This window comes from Marinobacter flavimaris (genome assembly GCF_002933295.1).
Lineage (GTDB): Bacteria > Pseudomonadota > Gammaproteobacteria > Pseudomonadales > Oleiphilaceae > Marinobacter > Marinobacter flavimaris.
On record NZ_PSSW01000015.1, the window covers coordinates 1 to 21,266 of the forward strand.

The following is a 21,266-nucleotide window of genomic DNA, read 5'->3' on the forward strand; positions in this document are numbered from 1 at the left end:
TGACCCGGCTTACTGCTTGTTTCGAGGCGCGCATTCTACAGTGAATCGCTTGCCTGTCAACTGCTTTCTGAAGAATTTTGAAACTCATTTTCTTCAGCGCTTTCAAACAGTTATCTTTCGATTCCTCAGCCGCCTCAGCGGTGCTCCCCTCGAAAGAGATGCGCATTCTACAGACCTGCCTGAAGGTGTCAACGGTTCGTTCCGAATTTTTTCGGAAATCGTCATCAAACCTTCATAAGCCTGGCTGATCAGAGCCAGGCCTGGGTGAACCTCACAGTTCAACGGTAATCGAATTTGCCGAGTCGCGAGCTTTCTTGCGCGCTTCATCCACCGTTGCGCCCTTCGCCAGGGCAACGCCCATTCGACGGCGCCCCTTCAACTCGGGCTTGCCGAACAAACGCAATTGAGTATCCGGCTCGGAAAGCGCTGTCTCAAGACCGGAATACGATACGGACGCCGAATCGCCCTCAGGAAGAATCACGGCTGATGCCGAGGGACCAGTCTGCCGTATCGCGGGAATGGGCAAACCCAGAATGGCTCGGGCATGCAGAGCAAATTCGGACAGGTCCTGTGAGACCAACGTAACCAGGCCAGTATCGTGCGGACGCGGCGAAACCTCGGAGAACCAGACATTGTCTTCCTTAACAAACAGCTCCACACCGTAGATGCCATAGCCACCGAGGTTTTCGACCACAGCGCGGGCAACTTCGGCCGAACGCTCGTAGGCCAGCGGGGCCATTGGCTGTGGTTGCCAGGATTCCCGATAGTCTCCATCTTCCTGCCTGTGCCCGATGGGCTCACAAAAAGATACGCCATCACGGTGCTTGACGGTGAGCAGGGTAATCTCATAGTCAAAGTCCACAAAGCCTTCGACAATCACCCTTCCCTTACCGGCACGCCCGCCAGACTGGGCATATTCCCAGGCCGCTTCAATATCATCCTCGGTCTTGACGGTACTCTGCCCCTTGCCCGACGAGCTCATGACCGGCTTTACCACAAGTGGCAGGCCTATTTCGTTCACGGCGGCAAGGTATTCTTCCCGGGTACCCGCAAAGCGGTAGGGTGAGGTAGGCAGCCCGAGCTCTTCAGCCGCGAGCCTCCGGATTCCTTCACGGTTCATGGTGAGGTTCACCGCTCTGGCGGTGGGGATGACGCGATAGCCTTCCTCTTCGAGCTTTACCAACTCCGGCGTGGCAATCGCTTCAATCTCCGGAACAATCAGATCCGGCTTTTCCTGTTCGATAACACTGCGCAGGCTGGCGCCGTCCAGCATGTCGATGACATGGCTCCGATGCGCCACCTGCATGGCAGGCGCATCCGCATATCTGTCGACAGCGATCACTTCGACGCCATAGCGCTGAAGTTCAATGACAACTTCCTTGCCAAGCTCACCGGATCCACAAAACAAAACCCTGAAGGCATTACCTTTAAGGGGAGTACCAATTCGAACTGAGTCAGTCATGATTTACCAACACCTATGTTAGCCGTGAATCAGGGAACCTTTTTCGCGCTCCGCCACTTTCCGGAGCACCTCGCGCCGTTCGTCGTCATCCATCCTGGTCCAGAGGGTGATCTCATCCCCACTTCGATGGCAGCCCACACAGATGTCATTTTCATCAAGCGCGCAGATGCTTACGCAGGGCGATCGAACCTTGTCAGCAACACTCATTTTTTCGGCTCGCAGGGCTTGAGCTCATCGGCGTAGCGGGCAGCATTCTGAACATAGTGCTGCGCACTCATTTCCAGCATCTTCTTCTGGCTATCGTTGAGCTCCCGCTTGATCTTGCCCGGCGAACCGACAACCATGGAGCCGTCAGGCACCTCCATTCCTTCGGGAATGAGAGCATTGGCGCCAATCAGGCAGTGCTTGCCAATCTTTGCTCCGTTCAGAACCACAGCATTTATGCCAATTAAAGAGTAATCACCAATCTCGCACCCATGGAGCATTACCTTGTGACCAACCGTTACACCCTTACCCAGAGTAAGAGGCATACCCGGGTCTGTATGCAGTACCGAACCGTCCTGAACATTTGTTTCAGGCCCAATGGTGATCCACTCGTTGTCACCACGTAGAACGGCATTGAACCAGACGCTGGCCTTATCCATCAGCCGGACACGGCCTATCACCGACGCGTTCTCGGCCACAAAGTGACCCTCACCTTCCAGTTCCGGCGTTCGGTCATTCAACTGGTAAAACATTCTCAGCCTCCTTCAGGCGGTTCAAGCAGATCGATTCCGGCATCGTACACAGCGTTCAGGAAGTCAACCAGAACCACTGCCGACAGGCCCCAGATCTCGTAGCGTTCCCAACGGTAGCAGGGTACGTAAAACGTATGGTTCAGGAAATCCAGAGCATCTGTGCGCTCCCGCCTGTCTTCCAGAAAAAACGATAGAGGCACGCGGAATACACTTTCGATTTCATGGGGGTTTGGCTCCAAAGGATGATCTCCGGGAATCACACCAACGTAAGGTGTAACTAGAATTCCGTAGCGGGACATCACCTGACTGAGCGGCGCAATTAGTTGTACTTGATCCGGCGGCAATCCGATCTCTTCATGGGTTTCACGTAACGCCGTTGCTGCCAGAGACGGATCTTCCGAATCCCTTTTGCCGCCGGGATAGGCGACCTGCCCGCGATGGGTGCTCAGATTCTCGGACCTGAGCGTAAAGATCATCTCCGGGTTTTTCAGATCGTCGGTTACCGGAACCAGTATGCCTGCCTCAGGATAATCCAGGGCCAACTGGCGCGGTGCATAGCCGGCCAGGCGCTCGGCAAGTAAATCACGCAATGTTCATCTCCACGGTACATCCGGAGGTTGGATGAGACAGAGGCAGCCGGGATCGTTAAACTGACTACCAAACCAATTTAAGTATACGGGGAAAATCATGAAGTACTGCAGCACATGCGGCCATCCGGTTGAACAACGCATCCCCGAAGGCGATAACCGTCACCGCTATGTCTGTGTCAGCTGCGATACCATACATTACCAGAACCCACGCATTGTCGCCGGCACGGTGCCCGTGTGGGAGGGCCAGATACTGCTGTGTCGCCGCGCTATCGAACCTCGCTATGGTTACTGGACGCTGCCTGCGGGTTTCATGGAGAACGCCGAAACCACCATCGAGGCCGCGGAGCGGGAAACGATGGAAGAGGCGCTTGCAGAGGTTAACATTGAAGGCCTCTATTCCATCATCGACGTCCCGCACATCAATCAGGTTCACATGTTCTACCGGGCCACACTGAAAGACGGTCAGTTTGGTGCAGGTGAGGAGTCCCTCGAATCCAGACTGTTCGGCCTGGACGAGATTCCCTGGGAAGAAATCTCGTTCCCGACCGTCAAGCGAACCCTGGAACTTTTCCTGTCTGACTACAGCCGCGAATCCTTCGGGGTTCACGTGAGTGATATCCGCCACCCCATGGCGAAAGACCGCAAGTAGCGCGGGCGACTACAATTCCTCCATTCGATAGATTTCGTAAGCGGGCTCCTCGTATGGGTGGGCCTGCTTGAGTGCCGCGAGAGCATCCTTTATCAGCTCGTCGGCGCAAACCAGCTCAACCTTGTATTCATCCACCGCTTCAATCTCCCCGGCATGACCGAGAAACGGATCGCTTCCTTCAAGCGGACGAAACTGCCCTCTTCCAAGACATTGCCAGGCACAGGAATCGTAATCAGCGATTCGACCGGCGCCGGCATCGAACAATGCCTGTTTGGTTTTTTCGACGTGAGTCTCCGGAACGAAATAACACATCTTGTACATCGAAAAACCTCCTTCAGGTCGGATATTTTTTGTACAGATTAATAGCTTAGATACTTACCCACAGAATCTGTGGATAACTCTGGGGAAAGTTTTTGGGAACACGCCCTCAAACCCCGTAATCACTGCACTTCCGTTAAATTGGCGACAAAATCACCTGATTCATTTATTCTATATTTTTCAATTGGTTATGACTTTTGAGCAAAAGTTGAACCAAATTCCCGCTCTTTGTGCACAGAACAAACAGGGAGGCACCAGCAATGTGCATAAAAATACTGAGTCAAGGGGATTTTTGCCATTTTTGCCGATTTTTTCCCTTGAAAAACGCCCAAAAAAAGGGCGCAAAACAAAAAAGCCGGCTTTGGAATAAACACTCATGTTGAGCGCACCCAAAACCGGCTTGTCACTGGAACGGAAAATCAGCCGAACCAGCGTCTCGCATTTCGGAACATGCGAATCCAGGAACCATCTTCCTGCCATTCTGAGGGGCGCCAGGAATGCTGGACAGCCCTGAACACTCGCTCGGGATGCGGCATCATGATGGTGACCCTGCCATCGCGCGTCGTCACACCAGTAATACCGGCTTCGGATCCATTCGGGTTGTAGGGATAGCGTACGGTCGCCTGCCCCCGATTATCCACATAGCGCAGCGCCACCAACTCGTTCTCGGAGAGAGCTTCTGCCGAGGTGCCGCTGGCAAACTCAACCCTGCCCTCGCCGTGAGCAACGGCAATCGGCATACGGGAACCGGCCATGCCATCCATGAACGCCGACGGTGACGGCATCACCTCAGCCATAACCAGGCGCGCCTCAAACTGCTCGGACTGGTTGCGTACGAAACGTGGCCAGCCCTCACTTCCCGGAATCAGTTCGTGAAGATTGGAGAGCATCTGACAGCCATTGCACACACCCAGCGCCAGCGTGTCCTGGCGATTAAAGAACGCCGCAAACTGGTCCCTGACGCGATCGCTGAACAGAATCGACTTGGCCCAACCCTCGCCAGCGCCCAGAACGTCACCGTAGGAGAAACCGCCACAGGCAACCAGGCTGTTAAAGCCTTCCAGCGTAACCCGGCCGGAGAGCAGATCGCTCATATGCACGTCGACAGAATCGAAGCCGGCACGGTCGAATGCGGCTGCCATCTCAACCTGACCATTGACACCCTGCTCCCGCAGAACCGCAACTTTTGGACGGGCTCCCTTGTTGATATAAGGGGCAGCCACGTCGTCGTTGATGTCGTAAGAGAGTTCGGCGTGGAGACCGGGATCCTCTGCGTCAAGCAGGTTATCGAATTCTTCACGAGCGCAATCGGCGTTATCCCGGAGCGACTGAACACGGTAACTGGTCTCGGACCACAGGCGCTGGAGCTCCACCCGGGATTCATCCACCACAGTGCTACCTTCGAAGGTCAGGCGAAGGTTGTCAGTATCATTCGGGCTACCGATAACACTGATGTAATCCCCAAGACCCGCGGCAGAGAACTGCTGCAGGACAAAACCGGTGTCTTCCCTGCGTACCTGGATGACGGCACCCAGCTCTTCATTAAAAAGTTCCCGGGCAAACTGACTGCGATCCTCGGCGAGGCCATCCAGCTTGATATCAACCCCACAGTGGCCGGCGAAACACATTTCAGCAAGGGTGACGAACAGGCCGCCGTCTGAACGATCGTGATAGGCCAGGAGCTTACCGTCGCTGTTCAGACCCTGAATAACCGCAAAGAAAGCCTTGATGTCCTCCGGGTCATCCAGATCCGGTGCAACTGCACCGACCTGACGGTAAACCTGAGCCAGAGCGGAGCCCCCGAGGCGGTTCTGGCCAGCAGCAAGATCCACGAGGATCAGATCTGTCTCGCCAGCATCCTTGACCAGCTGGGGAGTCAGCGTCCTTGCAACATCAATAACCGGTGCAAAACCACTGACAATCAATGAAAGCGGTGCAGTCACGCTTTTCTGTTCGCCGCTGTCTTCTTCCCACATGGTCTTCATGGACATGGAGTCCTTGCCCACGGGGATCGTGATTCCAAGCTCCGGGCACAATTCCATGCCTACGGCGCGAACGGTCTCGTAGAGATTCTCATCTTCACCCGGGTGGCCAGCAGCGGCCATCCAGTTTGCAGAGAGCCGGATATCGGCCAACTTGCCGATCGGCGCTGCCGCCATATTGGTAATCACTTCACCGACGGCCATGCGACCGGACGCGGGCGCATCGATCGTGGCGACCGGCGTGCGCTCGCCCATGGCCATTGCTTCACCGGTGCGAACATCGAAGGAGGTGGCCGTCACAGCCACATCAGCCACCGGAACCTGCCAGGGCCCAACCATCTGATCCCGAGCAACCAGGCCGGTAATGGTCCGGTCACCAATGGTGATCAAAAAGCTCTTGGAGCCAACAGACGGCAGACGCAGAACGCGGCGAATGGCATCATCCAGATCGATTTTGGTGGAGTCGAAAATGGGCTTCGTAAAGGAAGCGCGGCTGACACTCCGATGCATGCGCGGCGGTTTGCCGAACAGCACTTCCATCGGCAGATCAACCGGCTTGTCGTCGAAGTAGGAATCGCCCAATTCCAGATGATGAGCTTCTGTCGCCTCGCCTATCACGGCATAGGGGCAGCGCTCGCGGCGGCACAGGGCGTCAAATTGCTCCAGGTTTTCCGGAGCCACTGCCATCACATACCGTTCCTGGGATTCGTTACACCAGATTTCCAGCGGAGACATTCCCGGCTCGTCACTGGGAATGTCGCGAAGCTCGAATTTACCGCCGCGACCGCCATCTTTGACAAGCTCAGGCATAGCGTTGGACAGACCACCGGCGCCCACATCATGGATGAACGCAATAGGGTTCTTGTCGCCCATCTGCCAGCAGCGGTCGATAACTTCCTGACACCGACGCTCCATCTCGGGGTTGTCCCGCTGCACTGACGCAAAGTCCAGATTTTCGTTACTGGAGCCCGAGTCCATGGACGAAGCCGCACCACCGCCCAGACCGATCAGCATGGAGGGCCCACCCAACACGATGAGTTTCGCGCCCACCGGGATATTGCCCTTTTCAACATGCTCCTCACGAATATTGCCAAGACCACCGGCAATCATGATCGGCTTGTGGTAACCGCGGACTTCTTCGCCGGCGGCTCCGGGCACTTTCTCCTCAAAGGTCCGGAAGTAGCCCGCCAGGTTGGGACGTCCGAATTCGTTATTGAATGCCGCGCCACCAATAGGCCCTTCAATCATGATGTCGAGCGGTGAAGCGATGCGTTCAGGTTTGCCGTAGTTGATTTCCCATGGCTGGGGATCGTCCGGCAGATTCAGGTTTGAGACTGTGAAACCAGTCAGACCCGCTTTGGGCTTGGAACCCCGGCCGGTAGCACCTTCGTCGCGAATTTCGCCGCCGGAGCCCGTGGCGGCGCCGGCGGCAGGAGCAATCGCCGTCGGGTGGTTGTGCGTTTCCACCTTCATCAGAATATGGATTTCTTCTTCGTTATATCCGTAGACACCCGTCTCGGGGTCCGGGAAGAAGCGGCCACCACGACTACCCCGAATAACCGAGGCATTGTCCTTGTAGGCCGATAGCACGCCCTCGCTGTTCATTTCGAAGGTATTCCGGATCATGGCGAACAGGGATTTTTCCTGACCCTCGCCGTCAATATCCCAGGACGCGTTGAATATCTTGTGGCGACAATGCTCGGAGTTCGCCTGGGCGAACATCATGAGTTCCACGTCGGTCGGATCCCGTTCAAGATCCGTGAAGGACTTAACCAGGTAGTCAATTTCATCTTCGGCAAGCGCCAGCCCCAGGCGCGAGTTGGCTTCCACCAGGGCATCGCGGCCACCGGCGAGAACTGGCACCCTCCCCAGGAGCCGAGGCTCTTCATGGCTGAACAACAGCTCTGCGCCGCCCATCTCATGAAATACTTTCTGAGTCATGCGGTCATGCAGCAGCGCTGCGATTTTCTCGCGTTGTTCCAGGCCAAGCTTGCGCCCCGAACGAATGTAATAGGCCGTGCCCCGCTCAATCCGATGTATCTGCCGCAAGCCACAGTTCCGGGCGATGTCCGTTGCCTTGCTGGACCAGGGCGAGAGCGTGCCGGGGCGAGGCACAACCAGGAAAAGCACGCCGTCAGGCTCTTCCACCGGCACACTCGGGCCATAGGTCAGGAGCCGGTCCAGAATAGCTTGCTCCGCGTCCGAGAGGTCTGCCTCCAGGTCAACAAAGTGCATGAACTCAGCATAAACATGCTCGATTTCAGGCACGATATCCTGAATCCGGGAATGCAATTTGCGGGAGCGGAATGGCGAGAGCGCGGGAGCGCCGCGAAGTTCAAGCATGATATCAACCTGTATCGCGCGAAACGGGGAAGTCTGGGTGCAATTTGAAAGGCCGACATGATACTCGAAAGCGGGGTCAGGATACAGCGCTTGAGGCGTTAATCCCGGGCTGTACAATTAACATTGTTTTGCACATTAATTAACCAGCTTTATTGACCAGGCCTCCGACACCAAGGATCATTGAATGTGTGGAAAGGAATTCCACGCTCAGGATAGACAAGGTTGCGTGGCTTTATGCGACGCTACAACCAGATGATCCAGCCGTGACGGAGTCCATGGACTTGCCAAAGATATTTGCTGCTTTCAAAAGCGCATCCGCCGGGATTGTTTTCTTCCTCGGCACTGCCCTGATACTGACCGGATGCTCACAGCCCAGCACTCTCCAGGAAATCCGTGATGAGGGGGTGCTGCATGTGATTACCCGGACGGCGCCGTCTATCTATGTGGAAAGTGAAGACGGCCCCACCGGCTATGATTACGAACTGGCAAAACTGTTCGCCGAGGAACTTGGCGTAAAGCTCCGGGTCCGCGTTGCCGATAACAACACAGAAATCCTGTCCGTTCTGGAAAAGAACTACGCCCACTTCGGGATGCTCGGGCTCTCCAGGCAACCCCATACTGCCAATCAGTATCGCACCGTAGCGACCGGCATCACCGCCCAGTCGATCCTGGTTTATAACCGCGATGTCGAGCGGCCTGAATCATTACAAGACCTGATCGGGAAAACGGTGCACGTGGTATCCGACAGCAACCACGAGCACCGCCTGAATGAAGCCCGCCGGGAAAACGCAGAGCTTGAATGGGAGGTGCATCCCGGACTGGACGCCGCGGGCGTTCTGTCCCGCGTTGAAAGCGGCGAATTCCCCTACGCAATGGTTTCCTCCAACGAGCTCGACCTTAACCACGTATTCTACCCGATGGTGAAGGAGGCCTTTACCCTTGGAGAACCCGGTGAACTGGCCTGGTTTTTCCCGTCAGCGCAGGATGATTCCCTGGCAAAAGCGGCCCGCCAGTTCCTGGAAAGTCTCGAGACCAACGGAACATTGGCCCAGATTTCCGAGCGCTTCTATGGCCACCTTGATCGACTGAATTACGTGGGTGCCCGAACCTTCATGCATCATGTGGAGAACCGGTTGCCCAAATACGAGTCGCTGTTTCGCGACTATGCCCGCGAGTTCAACATGGACTGGCGACTGCTCGCAGCCATTGGTTACCAGGAGTCCCACTGGCGCCCCAATGCGGTATCGCCCACCGGGGTCCGTGGACTGATGATGCTGACCAGGAACACCGCGAGCCATATCGGCATCAATAACCGCCTGGACGCCGAAGAAAGCATTCAGGGCGGCGCCAAGTATTTCCGGATCGTGCACGAAAAAATCCCGGAACGAATCCCGGAGCCAGACCGCACCTGGTTCGCCCTCGCCTCCTACAACGTGGGTTTCGGGCATCTGGAGGACGCCCGACGACTTACAGAAGGCGCGGGACGAGACCCTGACCGGTGGATGGACGTAAAGGAATTCCTGCCGTTACTGGCCGAGAAGGAATGGTATACCAAGACCCGCTTTGGCTATGCCCGGGGCCACGAACCGGTGATCTACGTCCAGAATATACGGCGCTATTACGATGTACTCGCCCGGCTCAACCAGCCGGGTATCCCGGCGACCGAAGCAGAGGAACAGATCGTACAGATGGAGGAAAGCCGGGCGCCGGAAGGCCGATCAGGCGAGCTGCAAACGGACGGAAAGCTCAGGGCCGGCCTGCCCGCAGAACTGGGCATGATACCGCCAACCCTTTGAAGAATCTGACTTCCGCCGGCTATTCGCTACGAGCCTCGAGCGCGCGCTCCACCTGACTGGCGGAAAAGCCCCTACGATTCAGAAAACGCGCCTGCCGCACTTTTTCGTCCCAGTCGTCACTCAGATCCGCCAGGCCAAAACGCTTATCGCGGATACCGATAGCTCGCTGACACCAATCCTCCTCCGCCATCTCGGCAACACACTCCGGAGTCTTGTGGACCCCGCGCTGCTGAAGTTCGCCAAGAATCCGTAGCGGTCCGTAACCAAGGTCCATTCTTTGGCGGGCGTAGACGTCAGCAAACCGATCATCGTCTAGCCAACCCTCTTTCTCGTAATCATCCAGAACAGCGTTAATAATGTCGCCCGGCAGCTTTCTTTGGCGGAGTTTAAGGCTTAACTCGAGGCGACTGTGCTCGCGCCTGGCAAGCAACCTGAGTGCCGTTGCCCGGGCCTTGTAATCCTGATCGTTGTCATTTTCCTGTTTTGCCATACAGACCCTTTCCGCACACGCATACAAAACGCTAGACTAGCCGCGAATTTTTCCTGCTGGCCAGCACCTCAGGCTGACCAGTCAAACTACCCGGCATCCTGACCGGATGCCGACGGCCGGTGGCGGCACAACTTTGCCCGACACCGTGAACTGGTTTCAACACCCAAGGATACTCTTATGGCCGCGTTCATCCAGAAACTGTTCAAATCCCGCAAGACAACCGAGGCAACGCCAAAACAGCGGAAAGCCACCCAGCCAGAGCCTGTCGAACAGGAAGATACCCGGACTGACCGGAGGGAAGAACAGCTCAAAACACTGGAGAGCGCACCATCCCAGGATGTCCTGGCCAAGCTTGCCATTGAGGGCGTTACCGCGGATATCCGGCAGTCCGCTGCAGGCAGACTGACCGACGAAGCCAGCCTGCAGGAAGTGCAGAAACAGGCCAAAGGCCGTGACAAAGGTGTCTACCAGATCGTTAAACTGGCACTGCAGCAGCGGCGCGAAGAGCAGGCCCGGCTGGACAGCATCAGCCAGACCATCGCTACCCTTACCCGCCACGCCCAGGACCAGGCGAAAAGTGACGATACCAAGCTTTATGAGGCCCGCCTCGAAGCCCTGCTGAAACAATGGACAGAGGTGGAAACACACGCCTCACCGGAACAGGCCCAGGCATTTCTCGAAGCGGTTCACCTGTGCAAAGAGCGCATTGCGGCCCTGCAATCTGCGGCGGAAGATGAAAAGCGCCAGCGCGAGCAGAAGCTGCAACGTCAGGAAACCCTGGATCTGCTGACCCGCACACTGGACGAGCTCAAGTCTCAACCGCCTGAAACACTGCCCTCACTGGCGTCCCTGGATGCACTCCAGAAAACCCAGGAAAACCGCTGGCTGGAAGCAACCCGGGATACGGCAGTGGAGAAGCAGGAACAGAAAGCCTACGAAAACGCCATGCTGGCACTGCGCAATTACCTGAGTTCTGTCCGTCGGATTACCCAGGAACGGGAAACCATCGTCGAACTTGGCGCACTGCTCGAGCGCGCAGACGATGCCACCGACGAGCAGCGTGCCCAGGCAAAGACACTGGTTGCCGAGATCAACTGGCCGGAAGACTATCCCATCCCGGCACTACTGGAGCCATTGCGGAAGCTGGCCGGCAAACGCAAGAAACCGGCAGAGCCCCGAGTTGACCAGGAGCAACAGAAAGCTCTGACGACTCGCCTCGAGGCCGAAATCAGGCAACTGGAGGAGGCTCTGGAGGCCAAACAGCTGAAAGAATCCAAACAGCTCTTCAAAACGGCACAACAGCACTTCCGGGATCTGGACCAGCGCCACGCAAAACCCTATCAGGCGCGCATGCAGCTGCTTACCGGGCAATTGCGTGAACTCTCGGACTGGCAGGGCTTCGCCACGGAACCCAAGCAGATTGCCCTGTGCGAGCAAATGGAATACCTGGCAGAGCAGCCAATGGATCCGGAAGCAAAGGCCGAGCGAATCAAGGAGTTGCAGAATGAGTGGCGCGATCTCGGCGGCTCTTCAGATCGCTCGCTGTGGTCCCGGTTCAAAGCTGCCTCGGACAAGGCTTACGAGCCCTGCAAGGCCTACTTCTCTGCCAAGTCCGGCCTCAAACAGGCCAATCTGGAAAAACGGTCCGCCATTTGCCAGCAGCTCGAAAGCTTCCTGGACAATGCCGACTGGTCTTCCATCGACTGGAAAGCCGCGGAACGAATCCACCAGACCGCTCGCCAGGAGTGGAAAGAGGCCTGGCCAGTGGAATTCCGCGACAATCGGGGCGTTCAAAAGCGCTTCGATGAACTGCTCAAGAGGCTGGAAGCACCCCTGGACGAGGAACGGCGCAAGAACGAAGGCCTGAAACAGACGATCGTGGACAAGGCCCAGGCCCTGGTCGAACACGAGCCGCTTCAGGAGGCCATGAACCAGGCCAAGGCCCTCCAGGGAGACTGGCAAGCCATCGGAATCACCCGCCATCGGGAAGACCGCAAACTATGGCAGGCGTTCCGAAAGGCCTGTGACCAGATCTTTGCTCGCCGTGATGCCGAGCGCTCGGAACAGCAGCAGGCATCACGGGCCGCCGACGAGACGGCGCAAGCAGGCCTGAATCAGGTTTCAGGAATATCCCCGGAAAGTGACGAACAGGCAGTCACTGCGGCCCTGGCGACGCTCAAGGATATTGATGCCGCTACGCTCTCAAAAGGCGTCAGGGAACAGGTCCAGCAAGAAAAGCAGCGGCTGAGCAAGATTCTCTCGGCTCTGAGATTGCAGGCAAAAATGGCTTCCTGGCAGTCTCTGGTGATGGCGGCCACAGCGGGCCAGTCCGGGAGTGAATCAGCGCCTCAGCACTGGGCTGCGCTGGCCGAAACGTCAGACGCCAGCGATCCGGTCGAGCTGGTGATTCGCGCAGAAATCCTTTGCGGCGTGCCCTCCCCCGAAGCCGATCAGCAGCGCCGCATGGAAATCCAGGTTCAGCGCCTTGCCAATGGCATGGGTTCCGCCGACAACAGCACGGATCAAATGCAGGATGTAGAGAAACTGCTGGCAGCCTGGTGCCTGGGTGGCACTGGCAAAAACGCGGACACGGAGCTCGCTGAGCGACTGAACAGGGCTATCGCCAATCTGAACGAGGCCTGAGGCGCCCAGCGGTCTACTCCCGCTGATGTTCCCTGACGAATTCCCTGGCTTCCTTTACGGCGGCCAGGGATTTCTGTTTCATCCCCTTGAGTTCCTCGTCCGCCAGGTAAAACATCATATCGATTGAATGCCGGTAATACCGTGTGGGCAGTCGGTTGAGAGCCACGCACATAACATCGGTCAGATAGTCCGCTGTGTCAGACTCCTCCCGCGTTGCCTCGATGGCATCCACCACCAGCCGCTCGTAGAAATTATCGATTGCATCTCGCAGAGACATGGCTTCCGCCTCCCGAATTCGTCTGCGGTTTCTAACACCATAGAAGCCAGCCCCCTCCTTGTCATGGTTCATGAGCAATTTCGCCAATGCGATTGGCAGCCCGCGTCATTACCCCCTGCAACCGCAACCGGCTATGGTTGTGTCATCGGTAAATCAAACCCGAAAACAATATGACCAGAGGACAAGCAATGACCACCGAGGCTTATATCTTCGATGCAGTCCGCACCCCCCGGGGGCGCGGAAAAAAAGACGGATCACTTCACAGCGTCAAACCCATCTCGCTGTTGACCACGGTGCTCCATGCGCTGCAGGAGAGGAACAGCCTGGATACCGCCCAGGTGGACGACATTGTGATGGGCTGCGTAACCGCCGTGGGTGACCAGGGTGCTGATATCGCCAAGACAGCAGCGCTGGCCGCTGACTGGGATGAAAAGGTGGCGGGCGTCACCCTGAACCGTTTCTGCGCCTCCGGATTGGAAGCCGTGAATCTGGCGGCCATGAAAGTTCGCTCTGGCTGGGAAGACATGGTGGTTGCCGGCGGTGTGGAGGCCATGTCCCGTGTGCCCATGGGCTCCGACGGCGGAGCCTGGGCCACAGATCCGGAAACCAATCTGCATACCGGTTTCATGCCCCAGGGCATCGGCGCAGACCTGATTGCCACCCTCGAGGGCTTCAGCCGTGAAGACGTTGATGGCTTTGCCGTGAAATCCCAGCAGAAAGCGGCCAATGCCTGGCAGAACGGCTACTTTGCGAAGTCCATCATTCCGATCACTGACCAGAATGGCGTGGTGATCCTTGATCGCGATGAGCATGTGCGTGGCAACACTTCCCTGGAAAGCCTTTCCGGCCTGAAACCCTCCTTCCAGATGATGGGCGAGATGGGCTTCGACGGTGTCGCCCGGGAGAAATACCACTACGTGGAGAAGATTAACCACGTTCATCATGCCGGCAACTCCTCAGGTATCGTCGACGGTGCCACCGCCATGCTCATCGGCAGTGAAGCCAAGGGCAAAGCCATGGGGCTGACGCCGCGCGCTCGCATCATCGCCACGGCCGTGACCAGCACAGACCCCACCATCATGCTCACCGGCCCCGCCCCGGCAGCGCGCAAGGCACTGGAAAAGGCGGGCATGACTGCCGATCAGATCGATCTGTTTGAAGTGAACGAGGCCTTCGCCTCTGTGGTTATGCGCTTCCAGCGGGAACTCTCGGTTCCCGGCGAAAAAGTGAACGTGAACGGCGGGGCTATCGCCATGGGCCACCCGCTGGGTGCCACCGGCGCCATGATCCTTGGCACCCTGCTGGATGAGCTGGAGCGGCGCGAGCTGCGCTACGGCCTGGCCACACTGTGCGTCGGTGGCGGCATGGGCATTGCCACCATCATTGAGCGCGTCTGAACCCGTCCACTTTTCCAGGAGAACCAATTATGAGTGCTATTCGTTACGAACTGGGTTCAGACCAGATCCTGACCCTCACCATCGATATGCCCGGCCAGTCCGCCAACACCATGAACGCTGCTTTTCGGGACGCCCTGTCGGAAACCGCCGCAAAAGTGAAGGAAGACCTGGATAACATTCGCGGCATCATCATTGCCTCCGCCAAAAAGACGTTTTTTGCCGGCGGCGACCTGAAAGAACTGCATAAGGTCACGCGCGAAGACGCCGGGACTTTCGAGGATATGGTCAACGGCCTGAAATCGCACATGCGGTTTCTGGAAACCACCGGAAAACCCGTGGTGGCAGCCATCAACGGCTCCGCCCTGGGTGGCGGCCTCGAGATTGCCCTCGCCTGTCATTACCGTGTCGCCATCAATGACGACAGCATTCAACTTGGACTGCCGGAAGTGACTCTGGGCCTGCTGCCAGGTGGCGGCGGCACCCAGCGACTGCCTCGAATGATTGGCCTGGAGGCAGCCTTCCCGTTCCTGATGGAAGGCAAAAAGGTAAATCCGAAAGCTGCGCTCAAGGCCGGCATTATCAACGAACTGGCAGATTCTGCCGACGATATGATCACGAAAGCCCGAGCGTTCATTGAGGCCAACCCGAAATGTCAGCAGCCGTGGGACCAGAAAGGCTTCAGGTTCCCGGGTGGCGCGCCCCACCATCCTGCCATGGCGCAGAAGCTGGCGATCGCTCCGGCCATGCTGAAGCAGAAGACCAAAGGCTGCTATCCGGCCCCGGAGCGCATACTTTCTGCTGCCGTTGAAGGCGCTCAGGTCGATTTCGATAACGGCAGCCTGATCGAGACCCGGTATTTTGCGGAACTGGTGATCGGCCAGGTTGCCAAGAACATGACCGGCACCTTCTGGTTCCAGTTGAACGCCATCAAGGCGGGCGGCAGCCGCCCCGAGGGCGTTGAGAAAGAAACCTTCCGCAAGGTGGGTGTTCTGGGCGCAGGCATGATGGGCGCAGGTATCGCCTATTCAACGGCGACACGGGGTATCGATGTGGTGCTGAAAGACGTCTCCGTTGAAAATGCCGAAAAAGGCAAAAGCTACTCGGAGAACCTGCTCGCCAAGAAAGTCAGTCGTGGCCGAATGACGGAAGAACAGAAGGCAGACATCCTGAGCCGCATCAAGGCCACCGATTCGTCAGACGATCTGGAAGGCTGTGACCTGGTGATCGAGGCGGTCTTCGAGGACAGTGGACTGAAGGCAAAAGTGACCCAGGAAGCGGAACCCAAACTGGTGGCAAACGGGATTTTTGCGTCCAACACCTCAACCATCCCCATTACCCAGCTCGCCGGAGCCTCTGCGAACGCCGAGAACTTCATTGGCCTGCATTTCTTCTCACCGGTCGACAAGATGCAGCTGGTAGAAATCATCGTCGGCGAAAAAACCTCGGATGAAACCCTGGCGCGCTCGTTTGACTACGTTCAGCAGATCGGAAAGATTCCCGTGGTGGTCAACGACAGTCGAGGGTTCTTTACCTCGCGGGTCTTTGGGACCTTCGTCAACGAGGGCATCTGCATGCTTGGCGAAGGTATTCATCCAGCGAGCATTGAAAACGCGGGGGTGCTGGCCGGTATGCCCGTCGGGCCACTGGCGATTTCCGACGAAGTCAGCATGACCCTGATGCAACACATCCGGGATCAGAGCAGGAAGGATACCGAAGCCGCCGGCGGAACCTGGAATCCCCACCCAGCGGAGGCCGTCACTGATGCGATGGTCAACGAACATGGCCGCAAGGGCAAGGCTGCGGGCGCGGGCTTCTACGAGTACCCTGCCAACGGCAAGAAACACCTCTGGCCGGAGCTGGAAACTCTGTTCGTGAACGCGGAGAAGGCAAGAACGGTCAAACTGCAGGAGCTGAAAGACCGGATCCTCTTCATTCAGGCCATCGAAACCGTTCGTTGTCTGGAGGAAGGCGTATTGCGAACGGTAGAGGATGCGAATATCGGCAGTATCTTTGGCATTGGCTATGCGCCGTGGACCGGTGGCGCGATTCAGTTCATCAATCAGTATGGCGTGAGAGCATTCACGGAGCGGGCATCGGCGCTCGCCGAGACCTATGGTGAACGCTTTGCACCACCCAGACTGTTGCAGGAAAAGGCGGAAACGAACACACCGTTCGCCTGATTCAGCCTCTGCACGTCTGCTGCCGGGAGGATTTACCGATTCTCCCGGCAGTTTCCCCGTGTGCAACACGCCTCAACCCCGATGATCCCTCAGTTACGAACGTGGCGTCTTCATGGACAGATTGTCACGATCCGATACGCCCTGCCTATGGCATCGGGTGTAGTGCTTGCCTACAATAAATTTAATAAGTCACGGGTAGACACTCCCTCGCAAACCGAGGGGCTACCAACACCGTCGGGTAAGCATTTATGACCATCGCGGAAAGAATTATGGCTCGTCGCTCTTCGGCCGGATCTGTTCGGTTCGGGGTGTGCAAGGCAATGACTGTAGCATTGCTGCTGTCTGCGCCACTGGGGCTTCATGCGAACGTTGAAACTCCAGACGTGTACGAGCCAGTTGCACCGACGATTGATCAGGCGCGAGCCAATATCCTGATCGCCCGTCAACTGCAGTTTACCCACTTCCGGGACCTCGGAATCAGCGATGAACTCTCCGGAGATGTGTTTGATGCCTACCTGGATTACCTCGACGGGCAGAGAATCTATCTTTCGCAGGACGACATTGCGAAGTTCGACAAAATCCGCACTCAACTCGGCTCTGCCCTGAAAACAGGTCAGCTTCAGCCCGGATTCGATATTTACAATCTGGTTCAGCAACGGATTATCGAGCGCCTCCAGTTTGCTCTGGAAACAATCGACAAGGGCATCGACACGCTGGATTTCTCGGCCAACGAAAGTATTCTGGTCGACCGCTCGAAAGCGGACTGGGAATCGAACGCCGAGGCCCTGGACGATCTCTGGGTCAAGCGCATTAAAAATGCGGTGCTGGCTCAGCGCCTGAACGGGGCAGAAGACGAAGCCATCGTTGAAACCCTGCGCCGCCGCTACGAAGGCCAGTTGAAGCGCGCGTACCAGGCCCGCAGTGAAGATGCCTTCCAGGCCTATATGAATGCGTTTACCGGCATGTGGGACCCGCACACGTCCTACTTTTCGCCGCGCACCTCAGAAAACTTCAATATCAACATGAGCCTTTCACTGGAAGGCATCGGTGCTGTGCTTCAGTCGGACAACGAATACACCAAGGTGGTGAGACTGGTACCCGGCGGGCCCGCCTCCAAGCAGGGTCAGCTTGAGCCCGCAGATCGCATTGTTTCTGTCGCACAGGAAGACGAAAAGCCGGTGAATGTGATCGGTTGGCGTCTGGACGAAGTGGTGGATCTGATTCGTGGGCCGCGCAATTCGACCGTCACACTGGAAGTGATTCCGGCCAATGCCTCCGACGAGACCATTACCGAGACCATCGCCATCAAACGCGATGAAGTAAAGCTGGAAGAGCAGAGCGCCAGCAAGGACACCATACGTCTTGAACGTGGTGGCAAGGAATATACGATTGGCGTCATTACCATCCCCACGTTCTATGCGGATTTCCAGGCCATGCAGGCTGGTGACCCGAATTACAAGAGCACGACCCGCGATGTCCGCAACCTGATTGCGGAGCTCGAAGCCGACGGCGTTGACGGCCTGGTGATGGATTTGCGAAACAACGGCGGTGGTGCGCTGCACGAAGCCAATGATCTGGTCGGCCTGTTTATTGACAAGGGCCCCACCGTTCAGATTCGCAACGCCAATAACGATGTGCAGGTACTCAATGACGAGGATCCTTCCGTGGCCTACAACGGGCCTCTGGTGGTACTCACCAACCGCATGAGTGCGTCAGCGTCCGAAATTTTCGCCGGCGCCATCCAGGACTATGGCCGCGGACTGGTTGTCGGTTCCCAGACCTTTGGTAAGGGCACCGTTCAGGCTGTGCGTCCCCTGAACCACGGGCAACTCAAGATCACCCAGTCCAAGTTCTATCGGGTATCCGGCGGCTCCACGCAACACAAAGGGGTTATCCCGGACATCGAGATTCCTTCTCGTATCGACAAGACCCGCATCGGTGAGGACGCCCTGGATCATGCCCTGCCCTGGGACCAGATCGAGGCCGTGCCGCATACACGCTACTTCGATTTCAGCGGCATTATCGATGAGCTTCGCAAGCGGCACGAAGAGCGGTTCTCAACCAACCCTGAGTTCAGCCTGCTGAAGCAGGAGATCGACTTCCTGACCAAACAGCGCGCCACCGACAGCGTCAGCCTCAACCTGGAAGAACGCCGCGCTGAGCACGAACAGATTGAACGCACACGGCTCACGATCGCAAATGCCCGTCGTGAACTGAAAGGCCAGACACCGTTCGAGTCGCTGGAAGACCTTGAAGACTGGCAAGACCAGCAGGCGGCGGACCTGAATTCCACCGATGAGGAGCTGGATTTCGTGATACGGGAAGGTGGACATATCATGGCCGACATGCTGGACCTTGATAACCGCATGGCATCGATCCTGGATCCCCAGCAATTTGCGGCACAGTCTCCGGCCGCCGCAGTGACACGTTGAACAGGCAGCTCCAAGTCTCATGACTGAGCAGGACGCAGGCGGACAGGATAGCCACCAGAAAGCACGGATGTTGCAAGACATGCTACTGGACGCGCTACATGCCATGCGCTCCCTGGAGGAAGTGGAAGGGTTGGAGAAACCGGCGGCTCAGGAACGAACGCCGGAAGGCCTGATCGACCGCCTGGCAAGCCTTACCGGGTCTGCGCTCCGCTTCGGGGTCAAGGCGACGGATACGTCTCTTCGGGTGGGCCGGGCGCTGATCAATTCCCAGGATCAGCTGCGGGCAATGCTCACAGCAGGCCAGTCTCTCAAGGACATCCGCGAAGTGGCCGGCCTCACCGTATCTGAAATGAGCGAGGCCCTTAACCTGCGGGACAAGTCCGTTCTGGAGGCTATAGAGAACGGCACCACCACCCTGTCCTTCGAACTGATACTACGTCTGGCAGCCCTCATTGCCAGAAACGATCCCATCCCGTTCATCATGCGCACCACGCGCAACTACAATCCCGAAGTCTGGCAGATTCTGAATGACTGGGGCGTGGCGAGACTGCCCCTGCAATTTGAGCGGGAGCGGGAGTTTATCAACATCTTCCGCCGGCATGATGACGCTCGCACGCTCTCGGATGAAGGCTTCCAGAAAGTTCTGGAGTTCACCCGTCAAAGCTTTGAAATGTCCCTGCACTTTATTGAGGAGCAGGAACGGCAGGTGGCCGAACTCAGGGCCACGTACGAGGAAAAGCACCCCGACGTGAAAAGGTCACCTGACAAACCTGCGGCCAAAAAGAAACAGCCGGAGCGCACCCCACCGTCAACCAAATAACGCCTGCATACCGGTTATATTCGGGTTATGCACCACGCCCTTTTCAGTAACGATCGCGTCGATCAGGCTTGCCGGTGTCACGTCAAAGACCGGATTGAATACGTTGATGCCTTCCGGCGCCAACCCGATACCGCGTATCTCCCGGATCTCAATGCCGTCGCGCTCCTCAATGGCCACATCGGCCCCTGACGCCGTGGCCATGTCCACCGTGCTTGAAGGCGCGACCACCATGAAGCCCACTTTGTGATGGCGGGCCAGAACCGCCAGGCTGTAGGTGCCGATCTTGTTGACCACATCACCATTGGCAGTTATTCGATCCGCCCCGACGATCACCAAGCGTACGTCTTTCCGAGCCATGATGGCGGCAGCGGCACCATCGGCATTCAGCGTGACGGGAATGCCGTCGCGTGAAAGTTCCCAGGCCGTCAACCGGCCACCCTGAAGCCAGGGGCGAGTCTCGTCGGCATAGACGTCTGCCAGCAGCTTTTCCTCATGGAGACGACGAACAACGCCCAGTGCCGTACCGTAGCCCCCGGTGGCCAATGCACCGGTATTGCAATGGGTCAGCACCGAAAACGGTGCCTCTGCTCCGATGAACTCAAGGGCATGGTCCGCCATGGCAAAGTTGGCGGCCAGGTCTTCCTCATGTATGGCCCGCGCCTCCGAGGCCAGGCGTTTTACCGCTTCGTCCAGCGAATGGCACGCGTGGAAAATCCTTTCCATGCGCTGCAGCGCCCAGAACAGGTTTACTGCGGTCGGACGTGAAGCTGCAAGCTCGCGAATGGCCTGTTTGATTTCGGCCTTCCAGTCCCCGCCACCGGCATGTCTGGCCGCAAGGGCCACCCCGTAGGCTGCACTGATGCCGATTGCAGGAGCGCCCCGAACCACCATATCCCGGATACTCTGCGCTACACCGGCAGCGCCTTCCAGCGTTATCCAGTGCTCCTCTCCCGGCAGCAGGCGTTGATCCAGCAGCTCAAGACTGCTGCCGTGCCAGCGAATCGCAACGGTGCCAATGGCCCGTTCTTGGGAGGGTTTCGGGGTTGTTGTCATAGAAGACTGCTCCGGTTTTTCAGCGCTGAAAACTGCCAGTATAACGGTTATACTTCCGGGCTACATTTTCAAGGTGTGGAAGCTCCGCGCCATGCGC

General features: G+C 57.3%; 17 protein-coding genes. 8 read left to right on the forward strand and 9 right to left on the reverse strand.

The window, feature by feature from the left end:
- The coding region (locus tag MDHKLMBL_RS21070) for a hypothetical protein (RefSeq protein WP_206748291.1) at window positions 1-238 on the forward strand (238 nt) is incomplete at its 5' end.
- A 33-nt stretch (window positions 239-271) separates the two neighbouring features.
- On the opposite strand, the gene purT is transcribed toward MDHKLMBL_RS21070, so the two are convergent.
- The 4 genes from purT to MDHKLMBL_RS19160 are packed head-to-tail and all read right to left on the reverse strand — an operon-like array spanning window position 272 to window position 2,789.
- Window positions 272-1,462 (reverse strand): formate-dependent phosphoribosylglycinamide formyltransferase, encoded by a 1,191-nt coding sequence (gene purT / locus MDHKLMBL_RS19145; RefSeq protein ID WP_008171482.1) that lies wholly within the window; start codon window positions 1,460-1,462, stop codon window positions 272-274.
- 18 nt (window positions 1,463-1,480) lie between these two features.
- Window positions 1,481-1,669 (reverse strand): DUF1289 domain-containing protein, encoded by a 189-nt coding sequence (locus tag MDHKLMBL_RS19150; RefSeq protein ID WP_008171481.1) that lies wholly within the window; start codon window positions 1,667-1,669, stop codon window positions 1,481-1,483.
- Window positions 1,666-2,199 (reverse strand): gamma carbonic anhydrase family protein, encoded by a 534-nt coding sequence (locus MDHKLMBL_RS19155; protein ID WP_008171478.1) that lies wholly within the window; start codon window positions 2,197-2,199, stop codon window positions 1,666-1,668. The genes MDHKLMBL_RS19150 and MDHKLMBL_RS19155 overlap by 4 nt, the downstream gene beginning before the upstream one ends.
- Window positions 2,200-2,201: 2 nt before the next feature.
- Window positions 2,202-2,789, reverse strand: a complete 588-nt coding sequence (locus tag MDHKLMBL_RS19160) for an NUDIX hydrolase (RefSeq protein ID WP_008171474.1) — start codon at window positions 2,787-2,789, stop codon at window positions 2,202-2,204.
- A 97-nt stretch (window positions 2,790-2,886) separates the two neighbouring features.
- Here MDHKLMBL_RS19160 and MDHKLMBL_RS19165 point away from each other — a divergent pair, with 97 nt between their 5' ends.
- A complete protein-coding gene (locus tag MDHKLMBL_RS19165) occupies window positions 2,887-3,438 on the forward strand; it encodes an NUDIX hydrolase (RefSeq protein ID WP_008171471.1) in 552 nt (183 codons plus the stop codon).
- A 9-nt stretch (window positions 3,439-3,447) separates the two neighbouring features.
- Here MDHKLMBL_RS19165 and MDHKLMBL_RS19170 read toward each other — a convergent pair whose 3' ends face one another.
- Complete coding sequence (locus MDHKLMBL_RS19170) at window positions 3,448-3,759, reverse strand: YqfO family protein (RefSeq protein WP_104272194.1); 312 nt, start codon at window positions 3,757-3,759, stop codon at window positions 3,448-3,450.
- Window positions 3,760-4,175: 416 nt separating this feature from the next.
- Window positions 4,176-8,081, reverse strand: coding sequence for a phosphoribosylformylglycinamidine synthase (gene purL, locus MDHKLMBL_RS19175; RefSeq protein ID WP_104272196.1), 3,906 nt, complete (start codon window positions 8,079-8,081; stop codon window positions 4,176-4,178).
- A 275-nt stretch (window positions 8,082-8,356) separates the two neighbouring features.
- Between purL and mltF the strand changes: the two genes are divergently transcribed.
- Window positions 8,357-9,877, forward strand: coding sequence for a membrane-bound lytic murein transglycosylase MltF (gene mltF, locus MDHKLMBL_RS19180; protein ID WP_104272199.1), 1,521 nt, complete (start codon window positions 8,357-8,359; stop codon window positions 9,875-9,877).
- 19 nt (window positions 9,878-9,896) lie between these two features.
- Here mltF and MDHKLMBL_RS19185 read toward each other — a convergent pair whose 3' ends face one another.
- On the reverse strand, window positions 9,897-10,367 hold the full coding sequence (locus MDHKLMBL_RS19185) for a regulatory protein RecX (RefSeq protein ID WP_053114891.1): 471 nt from the start codon (window positions 10,365-10,367) through the stop codon (window positions 9,897-9,899).
- Between the two features lie 177 nt (window positions 10,368-10,544).
- On the opposite strand from MDHKLMBL_RS19185, the gene MDHKLMBL_RS19190 reads away from it, so the two are divergent.
- Window positions 10,545-13,010: a DUF349 domain-containing protein gene (locus tag MDHKLMBL_RS19190; protein WP_104272201.1), complete on the forward strand. Its 2,466-nt coding sequence runs from the start codon at window positions 10,545-10,547 to the stop codon at window positions 13,008-13,010.
- 13 nt (window positions 13,011-13,023) lie between these two features.
- Here MDHKLMBL_RS19190 and MDHKLMBL_RS19195 read toward each other — a convergent pair whose 3' ends face one another.
- Complete coding sequence (locus MDHKLMBL_RS19195; protein ID WP_014576682.1) at window positions 13,024-13,287, reverse strand: late competence development ComFB family protein; 264 nt, start codon at window positions 13,285-13,287, stop codon at window positions 13,024-13,026.
- A 188-nt stretch (window positions 13,288-13,475) separates the two neighbouring features.
- Here MDHKLMBL_RS19195 and MDHKLMBL_RS19200 point away from each other — a divergent pair, with 188 nt between their 5' ends.
- The 4 genes from MDHKLMBL_RS19200 (at window position 13,476) to MDHKLMBL_RS19215 (ending at window position 20,116) form a co-directional block, all read left to right on the forward strand.
- Window positions 13,476-14,684 (forward strand): acetyl-CoA C-acetyltransferase, encoded by a 1,209-nt coding sequence (locus tag MDHKLMBL_RS19200; RefSeq protein ID WP_092034067.1) that lies wholly within the window; start codon window positions 13,476-13,478, stop codon window positions 14,682-14,684.
- 29 nt (window positions 14,685-14,713) lie between these two features.
- Entirely contained in the window at window positions 14,714-16,864 is a 2,151-nt protein-coding gene (locus tag MDHKLMBL_RS19205) for a 3-hydroxyacyl-CoA dehydrogenase NAD-binding domain-containing protein (protein WP_008171463.1), read from the forward strand.
- A gap of 248 nt (window positions 16,865-17,112) precedes the next feature.
- Window positions 17,113-19,296, forward strand: coding sequence for a carboxy terminal-processing peptidase (locus tag MDHKLMBL_RS19210; RefSeq protein WP_104272204.1), 2,184 nt, complete (start codon window positions 17,113-17,115; stop codon window positions 19,294-19,296).
- Window positions 19,297-19,315: 19 nt separating this feature from the next.
- The gene (locus MDHKLMBL_RS19215) at window positions 19,316-20,116 is read left to right on the forward strand and encodes a helix-turn-helix domain-containing protein (RefSeq protein ID WP_039881881.1); all 801 of its coding nucleotides are present in this window, start codon (window positions 19,316-19,318) and stop codon (window positions 20,114-20,116) included.
- On the opposite strand, the gene mtnA is transcribed toward MDHKLMBL_RS19215, so the two are convergent.
- Window positions 20,105-21,169, reverse strand: coding sequence for an S-methyl-5-thioribose-1-phosphate isomerase (mtnA, locus tag MDHKLMBL_RS19220; protein WP_104272206.1), 1,065 nt, complete (start codon window positions 21,167-21,169; stop codon window positions 20,105-20,107). The genes MDHKLMBL_RS19215 and mtnA overlap by 12 nt on opposite strands.
- Between the last annotated feature and the right edge of the window lie 97 nt (window positions 21,170-21,266).